This is a genomic window from Thioalkalivibrio sp. ARh3, from assembly GCF_000377265.1.
In the GTDB taxonomy this organism is placed as follows: Bacteria; Pseudomonadota; Gammaproteobacteria; order Ectothiorhodospirales; family Ectothiorhodospiraceae; genus Thioalkalivibrio; species Thioalkalivibrio thiocyanoxidans.
In genome coordinates, this window is sequence record NZ_KB897951.1 from 271,779 (window position 1) to 289,742 (window position 17,964).

General features: G+C 66.9%; 13 protein-coding genes, 2 tRNA genes, 2 pseudogenes and 1 riboswitch. Of the genes and pseudogenes, 9 read left to right on the top strand and 8 right to left on the bottom strand.

Translation table 11 applies throughout. The annotated features are described in order from the left end of the window. The first annotated feature begins 4 nt into the window (after window positions 1-4). The 3 genes from C995_RS0111410 to cobM are packed head-to-tail and all read left to right on the top strand — an operon-like array spanning window position 5 to window position 2,462. Window positions 5-1,240 (top strand): bifunctional cobalt-precorrin-7 (C(5))-methyltransferase/cobalt-precorrin-6B (C(15))-methyltransferase, encoded by a 1,236-nt coding sequence (locus tag C995_RS0111410; RefSeq protein ID WP_026279083.1) that lies wholly within the window; start codon window positions 5-7, stop codon window positions 1,238-1,240. Between the two features lie 29 nt (window positions 1,241-1,269). Then, entirely contained in the window at window positions 1,270-1,698 is a 429-nt protein-coding gene (locus C995_RS0111415; RefSeq protein ID WP_018865057.1) for a cobalamin biosynthesis protein, read from the top strand. Continuing rightward, window positions 1,698-2,462 carry a precorrin-4 C(11)-methyltransferase gene (cobM, locus tag C995_RS0111420; RefSeq protein WP_018865058.1) on the top strand — a complete coding sequence of 255 codons (765 nt, stop codon included), beginning with the start codon at window positions 1,698-1,700 and terminating at the stop codon, window positions 2,460-2,462. The genes C995_RS0111415 and cobM overlap by 1 nt, the downstream gene beginning before the upstream one ends. 57 nt (window positions 2,463-2,519) lie before the next feature. Here the strand turns inward: cobM and C995_RS0111425 are convergent, their stop codons facing one another. Both C995_RS0111425 and C995_RS0111430 read right to left on the bottom strand, forming a co-directional pair. Further along, window positions 2,520-3,080, bottom strand: coding sequence for a cytochrome c (locus C995_RS0111425; RefSeq protein ID WP_018865059.1), 561 nt, complete (start codon window positions 3,078-3,080; stop codon window positions 2,520-2,522). Window positions 3,081-3,101: 21 nt separating this feature from the next. After that, window positions 3,102-4,217 (bottom strand): porin, encoded by a 1,116-nt coding sequence (locus C995_RS0111430; RefSeq protein ID WP_018865060.1) that lies wholly within the window; start codon window positions 4,215-4,217, stop codon window positions 3,102-3,104. A gap of 128 nt (window positions 4,218-4,345) precedes the next feature. Then, a riboswitch (cobalamin riboswitch) is annotated at window positions 4,346-4,579 on the bottom strand. A gap of 258 nt (window positions 4,580-4,837) precedes the next feature. On the opposite strand from C995_RS0111430, the gene C995_RS0111435 reads away from it, so the two are divergent. The 5 genes from C995_RS0111435 (at window position 4,838) to C995_RS0111455 (ending at window position 7,844) form a co-directional block, all read left to right on the top strand. Beyond that, the gene (locus C995_RS0111435) at window positions 4,838-5,818 is read left to right on the top strand and encodes a cytochrome-c peroxidase (RefSeq protein ID WP_018865061.1); all 981 of its coding nucleotides are present in this window, start codon (window positions 4,838-4,840) and stop codon (window positions 5,816-5,818) included. A 149-nt stretch (window positions 5,819-5,967) separates the two neighbouring features. Beyond that, window positions 5,968-7,374 (top strand): glutamate--tRNA ligase, encoded by a 1,407-nt coding sequence (gltX, locus tag C995_RS0111440; RefSeq protein WP_018865062.1) that lies wholly within the window; start codon window positions 5,968-5,970, stop codon window positions 7,372-7,374. 42 nt (window positions 7,375-7,416) lie between these two features. Next, window positions 7,417-7,492 (top strand) — tRNA-Ala (locus C995_RS0111445). A gap of 25 nt (window positions 7,493-7,517) precedes the next feature. Continuing rightward, the gene (locus C995_RS0111450) at window positions 7,518-7,748 is read left to right on the top strand and encodes a hypothetical protein (protein WP_018865063.1); all 231 of its coding nucleotides are present in this window, start codon (window positions 7,518-7,520) and stop codon (window positions 7,746-7,748) included. Window positions 7,749-7,768: 20 nt separating this feature from the next. Beyond that, window positions 7,769-7,844 (top strand) — tRNA-Glu (locus C995_RS0111455). A 63-nt stretch (window positions 7,845-7,907) separates the two neighbouring features. Here C995_RS0111455 and C995_RS0111460 read toward each other — a convergent pair. From C995_RS0111460 to C995_RS14495, 6 genes and pseudogenes are all read right to left on the bottom strand, one after another. Then, entirely contained in the window at window positions 7,908-11,732 is a 3,825-nt protein-coding gene (locus tag C995_RS0111460) for an AAA family ATPase (protein ID WP_018865064.1), read from the bottom strand. A gap of 149 nt (window positions 11,733-11,881) precedes the next feature. After that, the gene (locus C995_RS0111465; RefSeq protein WP_018865065.1) at window positions 11,882-12,382 is read right to left on the bottom strand and encodes a hypothetical protein; all 501 of its coding nucleotides are present in this window, start codon (window positions 12,380-12,382) and stop codon (window positions 11,882-11,884) included. A 141-nt stretch (window positions 12,383-12,523) separates the two neighbouring features. After that, on the bottom strand, window positions 12,524-12,787 hold the full coding sequence (locus C995_RS0111470; RefSeq protein WP_018865066.1) for a hypothetical protein: 264 nt from the start codon (window positions 12,785-12,787) through the stop codon (window positions 12,524-12,526). A gap of 27 nt (window positions 12,788-12,814) precedes the next feature. Continuing rightward, a complete protein-coding gene (locus tag C995_RS0111475; RefSeq protein WP_018865067.1) occupies window positions 12,815-14,224 on the bottom strand; it encodes a deoxyribodipyrimidine photo-lyase in 1,410 nt (469 codons plus the stop codon). Window positions 14,225-14,303: 79 nt separating this feature from the next. Beyond that, window positions 14,304-14,951: pseudogene (locus C995_RS0111480) on the bottom strand (helix-turn-helix-type transcriptional regulator); the annotation flags it as partial. A gap of 77 nt (window positions 14,952-15,028) precedes the next feature. After that, a pseudogene (locus C995_RS14495) lies at window positions 15,029-15,305 on the bottom strand (MerR family transcriptional regulator); the annotation flags it as partial. A gap of 277 nt (window positions 15,306-15,582) precedes the next feature. Between C995_RS14495 and C995_RS0111485 the strand changes: the two are divergent. Further along, the gene (locus tag C995_RS0111485) at window positions 15,583-17,439 is read left to right on the top strand and encodes a thioredoxin domain-containing protein (RefSeq protein WP_018865069.1); all 1,857 of its coding nucleotides are present in this window, start codon (window positions 15,583-15,585) and stop codon (window positions 17,437-17,439) included. Window positions 17,440-17,964: the final 525 nt, after the last annotated feature.

Sequence of the window (17,964 nt, forward strand, 5' to 3'; positions counted from 1 at the left end):
GAGGATGACCAGTCTAGCCACGAATGAGGAGCGAGCGCCATGGCTGAACATCGTCGGCGTGGGCGCGGAGGGGCTCGCCGGGCTGGCCCCGGATGCCCGCATGGCGCTGGACACGGCGGCGACGGTGATCGGCGGCGCCAGGCATCTGGAGATGCTGCCGGAGCGGCCGGGGCAGGAGCGCCTGGTGTGGCCGTCGCCGCTGGAGACCGCGCTGGACTGGATCGAGGCGCGCGCCGGGCAGCCGCTGTGCGTGCTCGCCAGCGGCGACCCCTTCTGGTTCGGGGTGGGCGCGACCCTGATGCGGCGTTTTCCGGTCGCGCAGACCTGCGTCTGGCCGGCGCCCTCGGCGTTCAGCCTGGCCGCTGCGCGCATGGGCTGGCCGCTGCAGCAGACCCGCTGCCTGTCGGTGCACGGCCGGCCGATGGAGGCGCTGCGGCCCTGGCTGCATGACGGCGCGCGACTGCTGATCCTGAGCCGCGACGGGGATACCCCGGCGGAACTGGCGCACTGGCTGACCGGGCTCGGCTTCGGCGATTCCACCCTGACCGTGCTGCAGTCCCTGGGTGCGGACCGCGAGGCGGTCGTCCGCGCGCGCGCCGGGGCCTGGCCGGAGGTCGCGATCGAGGCGCTGAACACCGTGGCGCTGGAGTGCCGGGCCGATCCGGCGGCGCAGGTGCTGGCTGCCAGTGCCGGCCGGCCGGAGGCGCAGTTCGAGCAGGACGGACAGATCACCAAGCGCGAGGTGCGGGCGGTGGCGGTGGCCCTGCTGGCGCCCGGGCGTGGCGAGCGGCTGTGGGACGTGGGCGCCGGCTCCGGTGCCATCGGCATCGAGTGGATGCTGGCGGATCCGGCCAACACCGCCGTGGCCATCGAGCCGCGCGCGGAGCGCCTGGAACGCATCGCGCGTAACGCCCGTACGCTGGGGGTGCCGGCGCTGCGGCGCATCCACGGGCGGGCGCCGGAGGTATTGAAAGACCTGCCGCCACCCGACGCGATCTTCATCGGCGGCGGGCTGACCACGCCGGGGCTGGTGGAGCACTGCATCGGCCAACTGCGCCCGGGCGGGCGGCTGGTCGCCAGCAGCGTGACCGTGGAAGGGGACGCGGTGCTGGCGGCGGCGCACGAGCGCCACGGCGGCGAGCTCACGCGGATCAACGTCAGCCGCGCGGAGCCGCTGGGCGGCATGGCCGGCTGGAAGCCGCTGCGGCCGGTGACCCTGTGGTCGCTGCGCCGGAGCTGAGGGAAACGCCGAGCGGGGCGCGTGTCCGGGTGACCCCCGGCGTCGGCTTCGCCTCGGCCTGCACGGCCGGCGAGCTGGAGGCACTGGTCCGCGAGGTGCTGGCCGAGGCGCACGCCGTGTTGCGGGCGGGGGGCGGCGAGGCGATCGAGATCTGGCAGCTGGCGGCCCCGGGGCACAAGGGCGACAGCCCGGTGCTGTGGACGGCCGCGCGCGACCTGGAGCTGGAGCCGGTGTTCGCGTCGGCGGCCGCGCTGGCCGCGCGCGACGCTGCCTTGTCCACGGACTCGGCGCGCTCGCGTGCCGTCGCCGGGGTCGGTTCGGTGGCGGAGGCGGCGGCGCTGGCGGTGGCCGGCGACGGGGCGCGCCTGCTGCTGCCGCGGCGGCTCTCCGCGCGGGCGAGCTGCGCGGTCGCGGTGCGCACGGTGAACGGGACGGACGAGCTTTTCGAGGAGGGGTGATGACGGTTCATTTTGTCGGAGCGGGGCCCGGTGCGGCCGATCTGCTGACCTTGCGCGGGCGCGATCGCATCGCGGCCTGCTCGGTGTGCCTGTATGCCGGTTCGCTGGTGCCGGAGGCGGTGCTGGAGCATGCCCCGGAGGGGGCGCGCGTGGTCAACACCGCGCCCCTGACGCTGGACGCGATCATGGAGGAGATCGAACGGGCCCACGCGGCGGGCCAGGACGTGGCGCGCCTGCACTCCGGCGATCTTTCGGTCTACAGCGCGCTGGGCGAGCAGATCCGCCGGCTGGAGGCGGCCGGGATCGAGTACAGCATCACGCCCGGCGTGCCGGCATTCTCCGCCGCCGCCGCGACCCTGGGGCGGGAACTGACGGTGCCGGAGGTGGCGCAGTCGGTGGTGCTGACGCGCACGCCGGGACGGGCGTCCTCCATGCCGGAGCGCGAACGGCTGGCGAGCTTTGCCGCGACCGGGGCGACCCTCGCGATCCACCTGTCGCTGCACAATATCGAGACCGTGGTCGAGGACCTGCGGCCGCACTATGGCTGCGACTGCCCGGTGGCGATCGTCTTCCGCGCCAGCTGGCCGGACGAGACCGTGGTGCGCGGTTCGCTGGGGAATATCGCGGAACGGGCGCAGGCCCTGACCACACGGCGCTCGGCGCTGATCCTGGTGGGCCCGGCGCTGGACCCGGGCGATTTCCGCGACAGTGCGCTGTACGACCCGGCGCATGTGCGCCGTTACCGCGGCATGGACGGCGACTGAGTGTCGGACGGTTGATCAGGAACGGGGCCACCAGGCGGCTCCAGGTTAAGGCGTGATTCAGCGACGGCGGTAGTTGTCGTGGCACGCGAGGCAGTGATGGCGCACGCCGTTCAGGACCTCGGTTGCGCGCAGCTGGAATTCCTCGTCCTCCAGGTCGTCGGCCGCGTCGACTTTTCGTTGCAGCTCGGCCGTGGCCTTGCGGAACGCCGCCTTGTACTCGGAGAACTCCGGATCTTGCCAGGCCCCGGGTAGTGCCCCGTCCTCTCCGTCCCGTGCGGGCGTCTCCTGCGCGAACCAGGTTTCGATCTCTTCGGCTCGGCTGGCCAGTTCGTCGGCGAGTTTGGGCAGGCGCTCGGCGAAAGGGGCGTTGTAGCGCAGGATCTGCTCGAGACTACGGTATACAGCCGAAGTCCCCTGCATGCTCTGCTGACGAAAGCGCTGGAAGGCCTCGGTCGCATCCACTTCAGCGGGATCGTCCAGGGTCTCGTCATAGTCGCCCCAGGGACCCGGCATCGGGACAGTGACCTCCGCGGTGGCCGGGCTGCCGGCGGCAGCCAGCAACAGGATCGCAAAGAGGGTGGTTCTCAACGGGTGATGGATCGGTTGCATCTGGTTCATGTCGATTCTCCCGGTCATTTCTCAGAAGCGGAACTGGTGCTGCAGGTGCAGATCCCAGGCCGAGGTGTCGGTGTCGCGGTCCAGCCACATCAGCTGGGTCTTGTGCCGCTGGCCACGGTGATACCAGTTCAGGCCGGCACCCCATTCACGCTGCCAGCGCTCGTCAGTGCCAAGATCGTCGCCTGCGTCGTGGCGCAATACGGCGTGGCGCGCGGCGAACTCCAGTCCCTCCACCGGCAGCGACTGCGCCAGTTCCAGTTCGGCCCCCAGGTCGTGGTAGCTCGCGGTGCGGTCGGGGGAGACATCGCGGCGGAAGGCCGCCAGCGACAGCGAGGTATGGGCGAACTTGACCACCGCGTCGGCGGTGGCGGTGATCCAGTCGGCGCGTTGGTTGGCCACCGTGTCTTCGATGCCGCGGCTCCAGTCGCGCAGGTGGTTGCGGCTGGTGGCCTGTACGCCGGCGCCCAGGGCGACGGTGCGCTCCACGGCCTGGCCTAACGTGGTGTTGTCACGTGGGACTGCGCCGACCGGGGCCCACGCGCCGCGCGCGCTGAACAGGTGGCCGGATGTGGAGGGGCGATCGTCGCGCTGATCCAGACGCCCGCGACCGTCAAACACGCCGATGGCCCATGCCCTGTCGTCGCCGGCGCCGCCCAGCAGGGCGATACCGGTGTCGCGGCCGGCCGGCACCTCGAACTGGTTACCGGCGATGCTCAGTTCGGTGAACAGGCGGTTGGGGCCACCGATGTCCCCCGACAGGCCGAAGGGGACCGTAAACTGGCCAGCCCGCAGGCCCAGGTGTTCACCCATTGCGTACTGCAACCAGATGTCGCGCATGGACAGCTCGCCGCTGCTGAAATCCGGCTGCAGGCGAAAGCTCAGATCGGGGTGGAACAGGGTGCCCGAGGTGTCCAGCCAGGCACGACGGAAGTCGAATTCGCTGCTGGAGCCATCCGGGTCTCGTTCGTAGCTGTAGCGGCCCTGAATCAGCGGATCCAGGGTGACCTGCAGACCGTCTTCCGCGTCGCCGAATTCGAAACCGGCTTGTGCCGGCGCGATGCCCGCGGCCGTCATCAGGCACAGGGTGGCCAGGGCCGGGACGGCATGTTGCCCCGGTCGGAGATGGGTATGGGTCATTGTTGGGTTGCTCCCTTGGACGCGCGACCCCGCACGCCGTGGATGAAACGACGCCGGAAGCTGGGCAGGGAGCAGGGTAGGCCGGGTGATGCGAACACGCCGGTCTGGCCCGCTCGGCCGCCCACCGCGGCGTCGGGTGTTCTCCAGGCCGGTCTCCGGACTCGCGGAGGAGATGCGCGATGCATCCACAGCGGATCGCCTTCCCGCGGCATCCCGGGGATGCGCCGCAGTGGCATTGGATCCGCCCGTCTCCGCCTACCGTTGCGGGGGCAGCGCCGGCCTTGCGAATGTCGATTCGCGCACCGGCTTCCCGATTATCCCCGACGGTTGGACGCCGGGGCACCTGGAGAGTGGTGGACCGTAGTTGAAGGATTTGAGGGGGTCAAGTTTGTCCGGGTATCCCGGGAAACGGTGTAGTGGAGGCGAACCCGGCTCCCCTGAAGGCTGATAATTGATGCAGATCATCTCCGGGGCGGATTTTGATCGCGACCAGGTTCCCGCGTCTGTAGGGTGGGCTTTAAGTGGTTTGGACCGAGTCTATATCGGCCCTCACCGATATCCGCTTCTCAGATGTCTGTTACTCAAGGGAGACCTGTATGAAAACGCTTTCCGGATTCCGCATGACGGCGCTGGCGGCCTGCGCGGCCGTCGCATTCGGGGCCGCAGTTCCGGCCGTGGCCGATACCGACTATTCCGAATACCGCGACGTGTTCGAGCCGCTGCCGGCGCTGCCGCCGATCCCGGCGGACAACTCGATGACCAAGGAGAAGATCGAGCTGGGCAAGATGCTGTTCTTCGAACCGCGCATCTCCAGCTCCGGCGTGATCTCCTGCGCGACCTGCCACAACCCGGCGCTGGGCTGGGCGGACCGCATCCCGCGCGCGGTGGGCCATGACGGTCAGGTCGGCGAACGCAACACCCCGACCGTGCTGAATTCCGGCTTCTTCACGGCCCAGTTCTGGGATGGCCGCGAGGACGATCTGGAAGGCCAGGCGCTGGGCCCCATCCAGGACGCGATCGAGATGGCGATGCCGCTGGAGGAGGCGATCGCGCGCCTGGAGGAGTTCAACGAGTATCAGGAGAAGTTCGAGGCCGCCTATCCCGATTATGACGGCGACAACGTGATCAACACCGACCACGTGGCCAAGGCCCTGGCGACCTTCCAGCGCACGCTGAACACCCCGAACTCGCCGCTGGATCGCTGGCTGGCCGGCGACGAGGGCGCGATGAGTGATCAGCAGATGCGCGGGATGAAGCTGTTCGCCGATAACGGCTGCGTGGCCTGCCACAGCGGGCCGGCGCTGACCGACAGCAACTTCCACCGCATCCAGGTGCCGGGCTCGGAGGACAAGGGCCGCTATCTGGTCACCGAGGACGAGGCCGACAAGTACGCGTTCAAGACCCCGACGCTGCGCAACGTGGCGCTGACCTACCCCTACATGAACAACGGCGAGACCGCCACGCTGGACGAGGCGATCCGCATCATGGGGGAAGAGATGCTGGGCATGGAGTTCAGCGATGACGAGGTCGCGGACATCGAGGCCTTCATGCATGCGCTGACTGGAGAGATGCCGCGCTTCGACATCCCCGCGCTGCCGTAAACACGGGCGTGCGAGACTGAATCCTCCTTGTGGGGATCCTTGCAGGCCGGGGCTTTGTCCCCGGCCTTTTTCGTTTCCGGGCGGTCGGTCCACGGCGCTTCTGCTACCCTGTGCGCCTTTCACGACCACCGGAATCGAGTGTCTGACGCATGAGCTTTCGTACCCGTTTTGCCCCCAGTCCGACCGGCTATCTGCATATTGGCGGTGCGCGCACCGCGCTGTTCTCCTGGCTGTATGCCCGCCACCACGGTGGCGAGTTCGTGCTGCGCATCGAGGACACCGATCTGGAGCGCAGCAACGCGGAATCGGTCAACGCGATCCTCGAGGGGATGAACTGGCTGGGGCTGACCTACGATCATGGACCGTTCTACCAGACGGAGCGCTTCGACCGGTACCAGGAAGTGATCGACCAGCTGATGGCCGCAGGCCACGCCTATCGCTGCTACTGCACGAAGGAAGAGCTGGATGCGATGCGCGAGGAGCAGAAGGCGCGCAAGGAGAAGCCGCGCTACGACGGCCGCTGCCGCGCGCGCACCGAGCCGCGTGAGGGCGTGGAGCCGGTGATCCGCTTCCGCACGCCGGACGAGGGTGTGACCATCGTCGACGACATGGTGCGCGGCAAGGTCGCGTTCCAGAACAGCGAGCTGGACGACCTGATCATCGCCCGCTCCGACGGCTCGCCGACCTACAACCTGACGGTGGTGGTCGACGACATGGACATGGAGATCACCCATGTGATCCGCGGGGACGACCACCTGAACAATACCCCGCGCCAGATCAACATCCTGAAGGCGCTGGGTGTGGAGCCACCGCGCTATGGCCACCTGCCGATGATCATGGGTCCGGACGGTGCCAAGCTGTCCAAGCGCCATGGTGCGGTCTCGGTGATGCAGTACCGAGAAGAGGGCTACCTGCCCGAAGCCCTGCTGAACTACCTGGTGCGCCTGGGCTGGGCACATGGCGATCAGGAGATATTCTCGGTGGACGAGCTGGTGCGCCTGTTCGACATCCAGGACGTGAACCAGTCCGCCTCCGCGATTAACCCCGACAAGCTTCTGTGGCTGAACCAGCACTACATCAAGACGCTGGACCCGGATCATGTGGCGCTGGAGTTCGGCTGGCATCTGGGCCAGCTGGGCATTGACCCGTCCAATGGCCCGGCGATGCGCGATGTGGTGATCGCCCAGCGCGAGCGCGCACGCACCCTGCGCGAGATGGCCGAGAACAGCGTGTATTTCTACCGCGAGTTCGAGGACTACGACGAGAAGGCGGCACGCAAGCAGCTCACGGCCGACGCCGAGGCCGTGCTCCAGACCCTGCACGACGGTTTCAGCGCGCTCGGTGCCTGGGAGAAGGAGCCGCTGCACGAGGTTGTGCTGCACACCGCCGAGCGCCTGGATTTCAAGCTGGGCAAGGTCGCACAGCCGCTGCGTGTGGCCCTGACCGGCGGTACCGTGTCGCCGCCGATCGACGATACCCTGGTGCTGATCGGGCGCGAGCGGTCGCTGGCCCGGATCGACCGGGCGCTGAAGAAAATTTCGGCGGAGGCGGGTTGACACTCCAGGGGGTGCTGGCTACAGTACGCGCTCGCCTGACACGGGGCCATAGCTCAGCTGGGAGAGCGCCTGCATGGCATGCAGGAGGTCGGCGGTTCGATCCCGCCTGGCTCCACCAAATTCGGGTGTAAGCGAGATCACCGATGCATCGTTTTGGGGTTATATCCATCTGGGTGGGTTTGGTGATCGCAGTGATTGGACTGTTCGGCGGTTTCGGGCTGATGTTCACCGGGGAGCAAACCTGGTCCAAGCCCTTGATTGCGGCGGTTCCGATTGGATTTCTTCTGGTGTTTACCGGTTTGGTGACCACGATCCTGTATCGTGAGACCGCCGGAGGCAAAAGAAGCGGCCGGCCCCAGGGCCCGCCAAACTAGCAACGAGACGTTGCCTCTACGTCCCCATCGTCTAGAGGCCTAGGACACCGCCCTTTCACGGCGGCGACCGGGGTTCGAATCCCCGTGGGGACGCCATTATTCCGAGAAGGCCCGAACCGTAAGGTTCGGGCCTTTTCTTTTTTGTGGCGGGGGCGTTGATCAGGCGAGACGCGGGTTAGGCTGCAGTCTCTCCTCGGGCGCGTACCGGCGCGGGATGATGCAGTGGTTGATGCGCAAGAGTTCGCGCTCGCTCCACTGGCGCCAGACATCGTCGCGCGCAAAGCGAGCATAGTCGAGCAGGGTCAGCCGCTCGATGTTCGGGTTGCCGTGGTCGTGCGCCAGCCGTCTTGCCCGCTCCAGTTCCTGCCAGCCCTCGTCGTCGATGCTGTCGCTGCATTCGAGCAGTGCATGGGCGCGCAGCCGGCGAATCGCGGGCTCGAAACCATGGTCGCCTCGATTCAGGCAGTTCCTCAGCGCCTCGGTCGCGATTTCCAGGCGCTCTGACGGCTCGACGCCGGTTGCATGCAGTGCGTCGAGCAGGAACAGCTGAAAGATGGTGCTGACGCCGTCCATGATGTGACGCAGGGCTTCTGCCTGTTCCCGGAGTGGTGCCACGGCGGAGGTATCGCCTTGACGGGCGAGGGCCCAGTGCTGGAGTGCCAGGCCGGAGGCCCGCCAGAGTGGATAGTCGTAGGCGTCCGCGATCGCGAGCGCGCGGTGGGCGGAGGTCAGGGCCTCGTCGGGATCGTCGGCGAAGAAACCGAGCGCCGCGCGGAAGGCATAGACGAAGGCCTCGGTAGGCCGGTGCTCCAGCGGCGCGGCCTCGGCGCAGGCGGTATCCATTTCGTCCCAGGCGCGGGCATGGTTGCCGAAAAAGAGAAGCGTCCAGGCCATGAACCCACGCGCACTGATCGCGGGGTTCTCGGTATGGCGCGCGACGAGGTGGGGGTGGTCGTCCTCGCGGTACAGTGCAAGCGCCCGTGTCTGGTGTTCCAGGGCCAGCGGGAACTGGCCACTCCAGAAATGGGTGTTGCCCTGGACGTAGTGCGCGGCGATCTGCAGCAGGCGGTCGCTCGACTGCGCTGCGACCTGCTCCATGTCGTTGGCCAGGCGGTGGGCCTCGTCGAAGCCGTGCCAGGACCCCGCGCCGTGCCACAGGCCCCAGAGCACACGGAAGTACTGGACTGCATCGCGTTGGGGCGTGGTGACCCGCAGGGCCCGTTCGAAGATGGCGTGGACGGTGCGCGAGCCGTAGCCAAGTAGCGCGAGATTCGAGGCGCCGAGTCCCCCGAGGGCGCGCAGCGTTTGCTTGTCGCGTTCTCCCGAGGGTTCCCGGTCGGCGAGCTCGCGATCAAGGCAGATGAGGGCATCTTCGAAGTAGCGCGAAGCCTCCAGCAGCATGCCGCGCGCGAAAGCGGTCTCGCCCGCCTCGAGCCAGGCGGGCACCGCCTCATCCAAACGCCCGGCTTGATAGAGGTGGTTGGCGACCTGCCCCCAGTCGGTGTGGCTCGTGCCTTCATCATCGCGCAGGAGGTCGGCCAGCCGACCGTGCAGCCGCGTACGCTCGGTCAGCAGCATGGATTCATACGCGGCCTGACGGAACAGGGCGTGACGGAAACGATAGCGCACCCCATCCAGTACGCCGACGGGTTCGATGAATCCGCGGCCCGTGAGGCGGCTGAGCTGGCGCCGGATTGCGTCGGCCGGTTGTCCCAGCAGGTGACTCAGCATTCGGGTGTCAAAATCGCGCCCGATCACGGCCGCCGCATGGGCCAGGTCGCGTGAGGTACCGGTTTGTTCCAGGCGCGCCACGAGGAGGTTGGACAGGCCCGGCGGCAGGCTGTCGGGCAGGGCGCCGCTACGCGCCGCATCCAGGGTGTAGCGCGTCAGCTCCTCCAGAAAGAGGGGGACTCCCTCGCCGCGTTCGACGAGTTGATGGCGCAGGTGCGTAGACAGGCGATGCTGGGCATCGAGGCGCTCGATGATTTCGTGGGCGGCGGCCTCGGGCAGTGCGTGCAGGCGCAGATGCTCAAGGGCGACATCGCGCCAGTTGGAGCGAAAACTCATGCGCGCAGTGAGCACGACCATTAGCGGCTGCTCGGGCAGGTGCTGGTACAGGCGTCGGAGAAGCTCGGCGGTGCCCGAGTCCATCCAGTGCACATCGTCGCAGATCAGCAGGATGGGGCCACGCATTGCCCGACGCCGGGTGAGATCGACAAGCACATCGATAATGCGATCCCGGTCCAGCCCATTCGCAGCGAGGCGCTCGAGGTCGTTGCTGTCAGGGTGCGTGAGCCAGTGGGACAGGGTAGCGGCGGCGTCAGGATGAAGCGACTGCGTGGCGGCAAGAGCGTGCGCCAGGCGTCGCTCGCGGCTGGCATTCATCGTCCCGCGTCCAACCCATGTGGCGAGCGCCTGGCGCACGGGGGTCAGCAATTGCCGTGAACGGTCTTCGCGACACTTCAGCAGGAAGCGCGAGCGCGCCTGCCCGCGGATACGCTCGTCCAGGTGCCGGGCGAGACGGCTCTTGCCCAGTCCAGCCTCTCCCTGGATCAGCACGAAGTGCGGGGTGCGTTCATTGAGTGTCTGGTGCCAGACCTTCTGCAGGCGTTCAAGCTCCGCCGTACGCCCGGCCAGCGGGGTCAGCCCTCGGGCATGCTGTGCATCCACTCGATCCAGGGGCCCGGGGTTGCCGGTAACGCGCTGACTCCCCGCGAGTTCCCCCGTAGCGCCCTCGTGGGGGCTGAACAGAAAGTATCCCGAGACTCGCTGGTATACGGACGGGGATACCACGATCGTCCCTGTGTCCGCTGATCGCGCCAGCACCTGTGCACGCTGGCTAAGTTGGCCGGCGGGATCGGGGATATCCGGGTCGACGCCGGTTACGATGAGGTCGGTATCGACACTCATGCGGAGTTGGCAGTTGGCTGGGGCTGTCTGCAGGGCTTGCCAGGCGGCATGGACGGCATCCACGGTAGCCTGTTCGCGCCCCGCGGGATAGCCGAAATAGGCAAGAAGACCGCTGCCGGGTGCGCGAACGACATGGCCCCGGTGGTTCAGCAGGACCAGATCCAGTTGTTCCAGCGCGTGTTGCATGCGCTCGTGCTGCAATTCGACATCGAGATCCGCGTCCGGCTGGACCAAACAGGACACGACAGTGACACGGCGCCGTTCAGCGCGCAGGGCAGCCGTTTCGGATCCGGCATGCAGGGACGCCGGCGCTGTTGCCTTCGGGGTTGGGGTTGCTATCTCGTCGCGAGTGCGAATGAGCAGATTGCCAGGGTCTTCCCCTGTCTGTTGCTTCAGTCGCTCGAAGTGTTCCAGTGCCCGCTCGCGATTTCCCATGCCGGCCATCGTCAGCATGAGCAGGCGGTGGAGGGCTTTCTCGTGGGGCTCGAGCGCAAGCAGGCGCTGGAGCTCGGCAAGCAGGGATTCGGCGTCAGCGGAATGACAGAGGTCCGCGAGGTTTTCTTCGATCAGGGTGAGCAGTTGGGACCAGTAGTGCTCGCGCTGTGTCTGGGCCCAGGCGGCGAGTTCGGGTAGATCCTGAAGTGCCCGCACGGGCTGGAGGAACGGGCCATGGTATTGCCGGATCACCGCAAGGACTTGGGTGGCCAGCTGGTTGGGGCTCAGGTTGCCGCGGTCAGCGCGCAGGCGGCGCAGGGCGATCACGTCGATCTCGGCACCAGGCTGAAGCCGAAAATGGGCGTAGCGTGGCGTGGCCTCGAGCAGGCCAGGGCTTGGCCCGTCGGGCAGTTGTCGCCGCAGCTGGAAAAGCCCCTGGCGCAGGTTGACGCGCGCGCTGTCGCTGTCGAGCTCGGGCCAGAACAGGCGTGCCAGTTCCTGGCGGGGCACACGTCGTGGGCATTCAGCCGCCAGGTAGGTCAGCAATAGCCCCAGCTTGGTGCCGGACAGGGCCGCCACATCGCGGCCCTCGATCCGCACGCCGACTGTGCCAAAGGTCGTGATCTCGAGATGAGCCAACCATTCCCCCTGTCGCAAACGCCGGGCGCGTCCTGCCTGACGACACTGCCGCCGTTGCGGGTGTCCGGCCGGTTATTGCGCGCCTCGCCCGCGATGTATGACCGCAAAGACGATACCACGCGAATTGTAACGTTATTTGGGGTGTTGGGTCAGTCGATCCGGATGGTGGTGTAGCCCTGCTGCTCGTAGCCCATGATGGACAGGAAGGTATTGCCCACCAGGTTGATACCCGGAACCAGGTCTTCCTGCCCGAGATCGAAGCGGCGGGTGGCGATGTAGCAGGCCTCCATGTGGACGCCGTCCAGTTCCTGGATGTCGGCCAGACGGTCATGGATGTGGCGCACCGCCGAGACGTCCTCGATCTCCAGGTGGTCGGTATCGCGCGCGATCAGCGCGGCGGCACCCCCGCGAAACGCGAACACCATGTTCGGCTCCAGGCCTTGGCGCACCATGTCCTCGTAGGTCTCTTCGATGACGCTCAGCCGGGCAATCAGGCGTTCAGGGTCGCCGATGGTGATGTCCCAGAGGATCTGGCCGTGTTCCAGCCCCGCAATCGCGCGCTCGTCGGAAGGCTTTTCCGCCGCCGCCGGGCTGGCGAGCAGAAAAGCCAGCAGGACAGTGCCGAGAATGCCGATCAGCCGATACTTCATGGCGAACCCCTTGCCGACGCCAGGTCGGTTTCTGTCGTGACTATGCTCCGAGTTTAGGGCATGGGGCCCATCTGCACACGAGTCCCCATGCCCCAGACTCCTTCGGGGAGGAGCCGGGCTGGATGACCCCCCGCGGGCCACTTAGTGCCCGTGGTAGCCCTTGTGCAGGTACTCGACGCCCTCGAGGGTTTGCACCTGGATCTCTCGTACCGGGATGAAGCGCGCGGAGCCGGGCGCGACGATCTCCTCGGTCACGCGAATGCGGTAGGGGGCTTTGGAGTTCAGGATCTGCCCGACGTAGCGCTTGCCCTCATGGGTCACGCGTACCGGGGTGGTCTTGTCGTGGCGGCTGAAGTTGTAGCTAACACCTTTGGGGTAGTTCAGGTTGCGTTCGGAAAAGGTCATGTCTGGGCCTTGCTGGATTGATGTTCTTTAACGGGATGAAGTCTTCTTGATGGCCTCGAAGGCCTCCAATGCGGCCTGGCGGCTGGCTTTCAGATCCACGATCGGACTCGGATAGCCCTGGGTGCCGCCGGCGCCCGGGGCGTGAATATACCGTGTTTCGGTCTCCTTGAGCACCGGAAGAAAGCGTCGCACGAATCGCCCGTCCGGGTCGTATTGTTCCCCCTGGCGCTGGGGGTTGAAGATGCGGAAATAGGGCGCGGCGTCGGCCCCGCACCCGCCGGCCCATTGCCAGCCCAGGGTGTTGGAGGCGAGATCGGCGTCGACCAGGGTGTCCCAGAACCAGCGGGCGCCGTGCCCCCAGTGCAGCCGCAGGTTCTTGGTCAGAAAGGATCCCGTGACCATGCGCAGGCGGTTGTGCATCCAGCCGGTTTCCCACAGCTGGCGCATCGCCGCGTCCACGATCGGGATGCCGGTGCGGCCCTGTTGCCACGCGGCGAGGTCGGCCTCCGATTCGCGCCAGGGGAAATCCTCGAAGCGCGGGTTCATGGGCTGCTCCGGCGTGTGCGGGAAGTGATAGAGCACATGGTGCGCAAAATCGCGCCAGCCGAGCTCGCGCACAAAGGACTCGGGCCCCTTGTGCTCCAGTCTGATGCCGGCATCGCGCAGCGCGCGCAGCACCTGGCGCGGCGAGACCTCGCCAAAATGCAGGTGCGGTGACAGCCCGGAGGTGCCGTCCTGGTCGGGGCGGTCCCGGCTGTCGGCATAGTCCGTGATCGTCTGTCCGAGGAACCGCTCCAGGCGCTCCCGGGCGCCATGTTCGCCGGGCGTCCAGGTGGCGCGCAGACCGGCGGCCCAGTCGATTCGGGGCAGCAGCGCCAGGTCATCGAGCGTCAGGGAGGCCGGTGGTTTCTCGGGGTCCGGCAGACGGGAGGGGGCGGGGAGCGGGTCGTGTTCGATCCCGCGTTGCAGGCAGGCGCGCCAGAACGGGGTGAAGACCCTGTACGGGCCGCCCTGGCCGGTCTCCACTTCCCAGGGCTCGACCAGCAAGGCCGCGTTGAAGCTGCGAACCTCCAGGCCGTCGGCACGCAGCTCGGCCTTGATGCCCTGATCGCGCAGGACACGGGCCGGTTCGTAGACGCGGTTCCAGTACACGGCCTCGGCCTCGGTCTCGGCGACCAGCTCGCGCAGGGTGTCGAGGCTCGGGCCCGCGCGCACGACCAGAGGGCTTCCGGCCTCGTTCAGCGCCTCGTTGAGGGCCTGCAGGCTGTGGTGCAGCCACCAGTTGGAGGCGGCCCCGGGGGGCCACTGCAAGTCCTCGTCCGGGGCATGAATGAACACCGGGATCACGGCCCCGCCGCGTTCGACGGCGGCGTGGAGCGCGGGCTGGTCGCCCAGGCGCAGGTCCTGGCGCAGCCAGACGAGGGCAGGGCCGGTCATCAGAGGCGGTCTCCATGTCGCAGTCGTTCACGGATGGCGGCGGCCTGCACCCTGGACCACGAACGGGTGGTGGATCGTCTCAGGGCTGGAGTTGCCGGCTGAGGTGGTCCGCGGCTTCGAGCGGGGTCCTGGGTAGCACTTCGATTTCGCGCTGGTGTTCCATCTGCGAGAGTTCCAGGGCGGCGGAGCCTGCGAGATAGCAGCGCGGTCCAGGGTGGTCGAGGATCGCCTCCACGCGCGGAAGCTCGGGCGAGCGCATCAGTTGGGAGGACCCATGGATCACCAGTGCAGGGGCGTGGAGGTGCTGTACGAGCGTGTCGAGGGCCTCGGGGCTGGTTGCGTCAAACACCGAGACTGTTTGCACGCCACGGCGGGCGCAGGCCAGCTGCAGGAGCATGCCGCCGACCTGCTGGTGCCCGCCCCCGAGGACTAGGCAGGGGATTGCAGGACCTTCACAGGCCCGGATCGCAGCGCGTAATTGATCGGCGAAGGCTGTTGTTGCCCAGGAGGCGAATACTGCCAGGCGTATTTCTCCGTCGGAGGTGTGTCGCGATTCTTCTCGCAGACGCCGGTAGACTTCGAGAAATGCGCTTTCATGCACGCCGTCCCAGCCATGGCGCATCACCAAGCGTGCATAGGTGCGCTCCAGCTTGCCGGTATCCAGGTCCATGACGGAGGCATACAGCGTCTCGGCCAGCGGGTCGAGGGTGTGTGGAGCCACTCCGGGGCGGCCGATATCCGCATGTTCGTGCGGCGCAGAGGACTTGGTTGCATTACGCGGGGAGGAACGAGGCTCGCTTCTCGTGCTTTCGCTGGAGAGAACCCGATGGACCTGGGAGACCGGGATTCCCTGGTCAAGCAGTTCCAGGATGCGCCTTATGCGCGCGATGTCATCCGCGCTGTAGAGCCGGTGTCCCTTGGGTGTGCGCATCGGGCGGATCAACCCGTAGCGGCGCTCCCAGGCGCGCAGGGTTACGTCGTTTACCCCCGTTTCCGCGCACACGTGGCGGATAGGATAGAGACCTTCCTGTTCGGACGTGCCCACTTGTGTCGCACTGGTCATATTCGGATTGTACAGAATCTGTACGTTTCATGTACCTAGCATGGCCCGTGCAGAGCATCGGTTTGGCACCTGGGTTTCGTCAACCTGCCAGTCATTGGATGATGGCGATCGGTTGGGTTGTCGAGCGCGAGGCAGTGGCTATTGCGTCCTCCCGGCCGGGCACTGTCGGTCCGCTCGGGTGGAATGAACCCCGGAAGCGATCAGTCCCCTAACAATGCAGAGAGGATCCCAAACGGAGGCGACCATGTCGCAGGAAAGAAATGTTGCGGAGTTTCGGTGGATTCGAGGCGAATTCATGCTGGCTGCGGCGTCAGTTCTGTGCCTGGCCGTCGCCATGCCCGTGCAGGCGAACCCCGAAATGGCGGACAGCATTTCTCCGTACTTGCGCTTGCATGTAGACGACCCCGTCAAATGGCGGGCCTGGGACCCTGCATTGCTTGAGAAGGCCCGTGAGGAACAGCGCCCGCTACTGATCTCCAGCGGGTACTACTCCTGCTACTACTGTCATGTCATGCAGGACGAGAGCTTCAAGGATGAAGGCATTGCCGAACGCCTGAACGAGCATTTCATACCGGTCAAGGTCGATCGCGAGGTGAACGGAGCGCTGGACACCTATCTGCTCGAGTTCCAGCGTGCGACGGCCGGAAGCGCGGGGTGGCCATTGAACGTGGTGGTGACGCCCGAGGGTCATGCGCTGACCGGGGTGGTGTACGCCCCGCGCGATGACTTCGCAGAGTTCCTGGACGGCATCACCGAACGCCTGGAGGCGGATTACGATGCGTTGCTCGACCTCGCCCGCCGCGGCAGTGACGAGCTCTCCGAGCAATTGCGTAAGGGTGAAGAACCGATGTCCGACAGCCGGGCGGCGCGTCTGCCGCAGGTCCTGTGGACCGCCATGGAACGCGAGGCGGATGACCTCCAGGGCGGCTTTGGCAGCTCAACCAAGTTTCCGCATTCGCCCTGGTTGCGCGCATTGCTGGAGGCCGAACGCATCGGCGAAGCGCCGGACTGGGTCCCCGAGTTCCTGGACATCACGCTGGAAGAGATGAGTGGATCCGGGCTGCGCGATGTGCTGGGTGGCGGCTTCTTCCGGTATTCCGACACCCCGGACTGGGGCGAGCCGCATTTCGAGGTGATGCTGGAGGATCAGGCCCAGCTGGCCTGGGTATACCTGAAGGCGGGTGAGCACTTCGACCGCCAGGACTGGATCGAACTGGGCCTGGAAAACCTGGACTTCGTCAAACGCGACATGGCGCTGCGCGAGGACGATCTGGGGGACCAGGCGGAGCCCGGTCCGGACGGCTTTCGTGGCTTTGCCGCGAGCCTCTCGGCAGTGGACGATCAAGGCCGCGAAGGCGGGGCCTATCTGTGGCCGGAAGAAGATCTGGAGTCCGCGTTGGCGGACCACGAGAATCCCGAACTGGTGCGTGCCTACTTCGGCATGGAAGGTGCCAAGGTGTTCGATCTGGGCTATCTCCCGCGGAGCGGTGAAACGGTCGCGCAACTGGCCGAACGCTTCGAACTCGACGAGGAGGCGGTACAGGAGAAGGTGGACAGTGGCCGCGAAGCCCTGATCGTGGCCCGAGAAGAGCGCGGTCTGCCGCGCGACGAAAAGGTCCTGACCGGGGCGCACGGGCTCCTGCTGTCCGCGTTGTCGTTGGCGGCGGACCACGACGAGCGCTTCGAGGAGGCCGGAGAGGCCGTGCGCGCGTGGCTGCTGGAGGTGGCCGAGTCGCCCGACGAACTGCCGACGCTGATGGGCCTGCCTCGCGAAGACGCGGGCGAGGGCACGCTGAACGACTACGCCTATGTTGCCCAGGGGCTGCGTGACTGGGATTCGGCGCACGACAGTGGTGATCGCGGTGCCGCGATTGCCCTGCTGGAGACGGCTTGGGAGCGCTTCCGTGACGACGACGGCTTCCGGTCCGAGCCGGAACCCCCGTTGCCCGGGATGATCTCGCAGCGCTTCCATCCGGCGGTGCATCGGCCGTCGCCGACCACGCTGATCCTGCGGATGACCGAGGAATGGCTGGAGGAGAGCGACACGCTCGAGAGTGCGTTCGAGGAATATGACCTGCGCCCGGGGCTCGGAGTCGAGGGACAGCCGAAGCATCACGCGCGGCTGATCCTCTGGTTCCAGGAACGCGACTGATCGCCAGCGGACGGCGAGCGTCGCGCCTGTCCGGCGCCGTGGAGGCTGGGTCTGGTTCGGCACCCGGTGTTTACGTGCCTTCGTTCGGCCGCCTGCCTGCGCTGTCTCGGCAGCGCACCCCGAGGTACTTTCTTGCTTGCCCAAGAAAGTACCCCAAGAAGCGCACCCGGATTCCGCCCGGGGACCTTGCTCCAGGGCCCTCGGGCCGGCGGCGCTGAAACTCGCTGCGCCTTCGGCTTCGCTCAGACAGTCAGCGCCTCTCTTCCGTCCCGAGGACCCTTCCGCAAGGGGCTTCATACGGGGGGATAAGGTCAAAACAACGGCTGTCCTGACGTTCGTGCCAATGGTTGGAGGCAAGGTGTTCCGACATCCTGGGCACGCGCGGCCTTCGGCCCTGGCGTGCCGCGCCCGCCAGCGGGCGCCAGCGGGCGCCAGCCCCCATGTAGGATGCTGATGAGCGCAGCGAATCGCATCAGGGTTGCCCCGACGTTGGCATGGTGCGTTTCGCTGCGCTCAACGCACCCT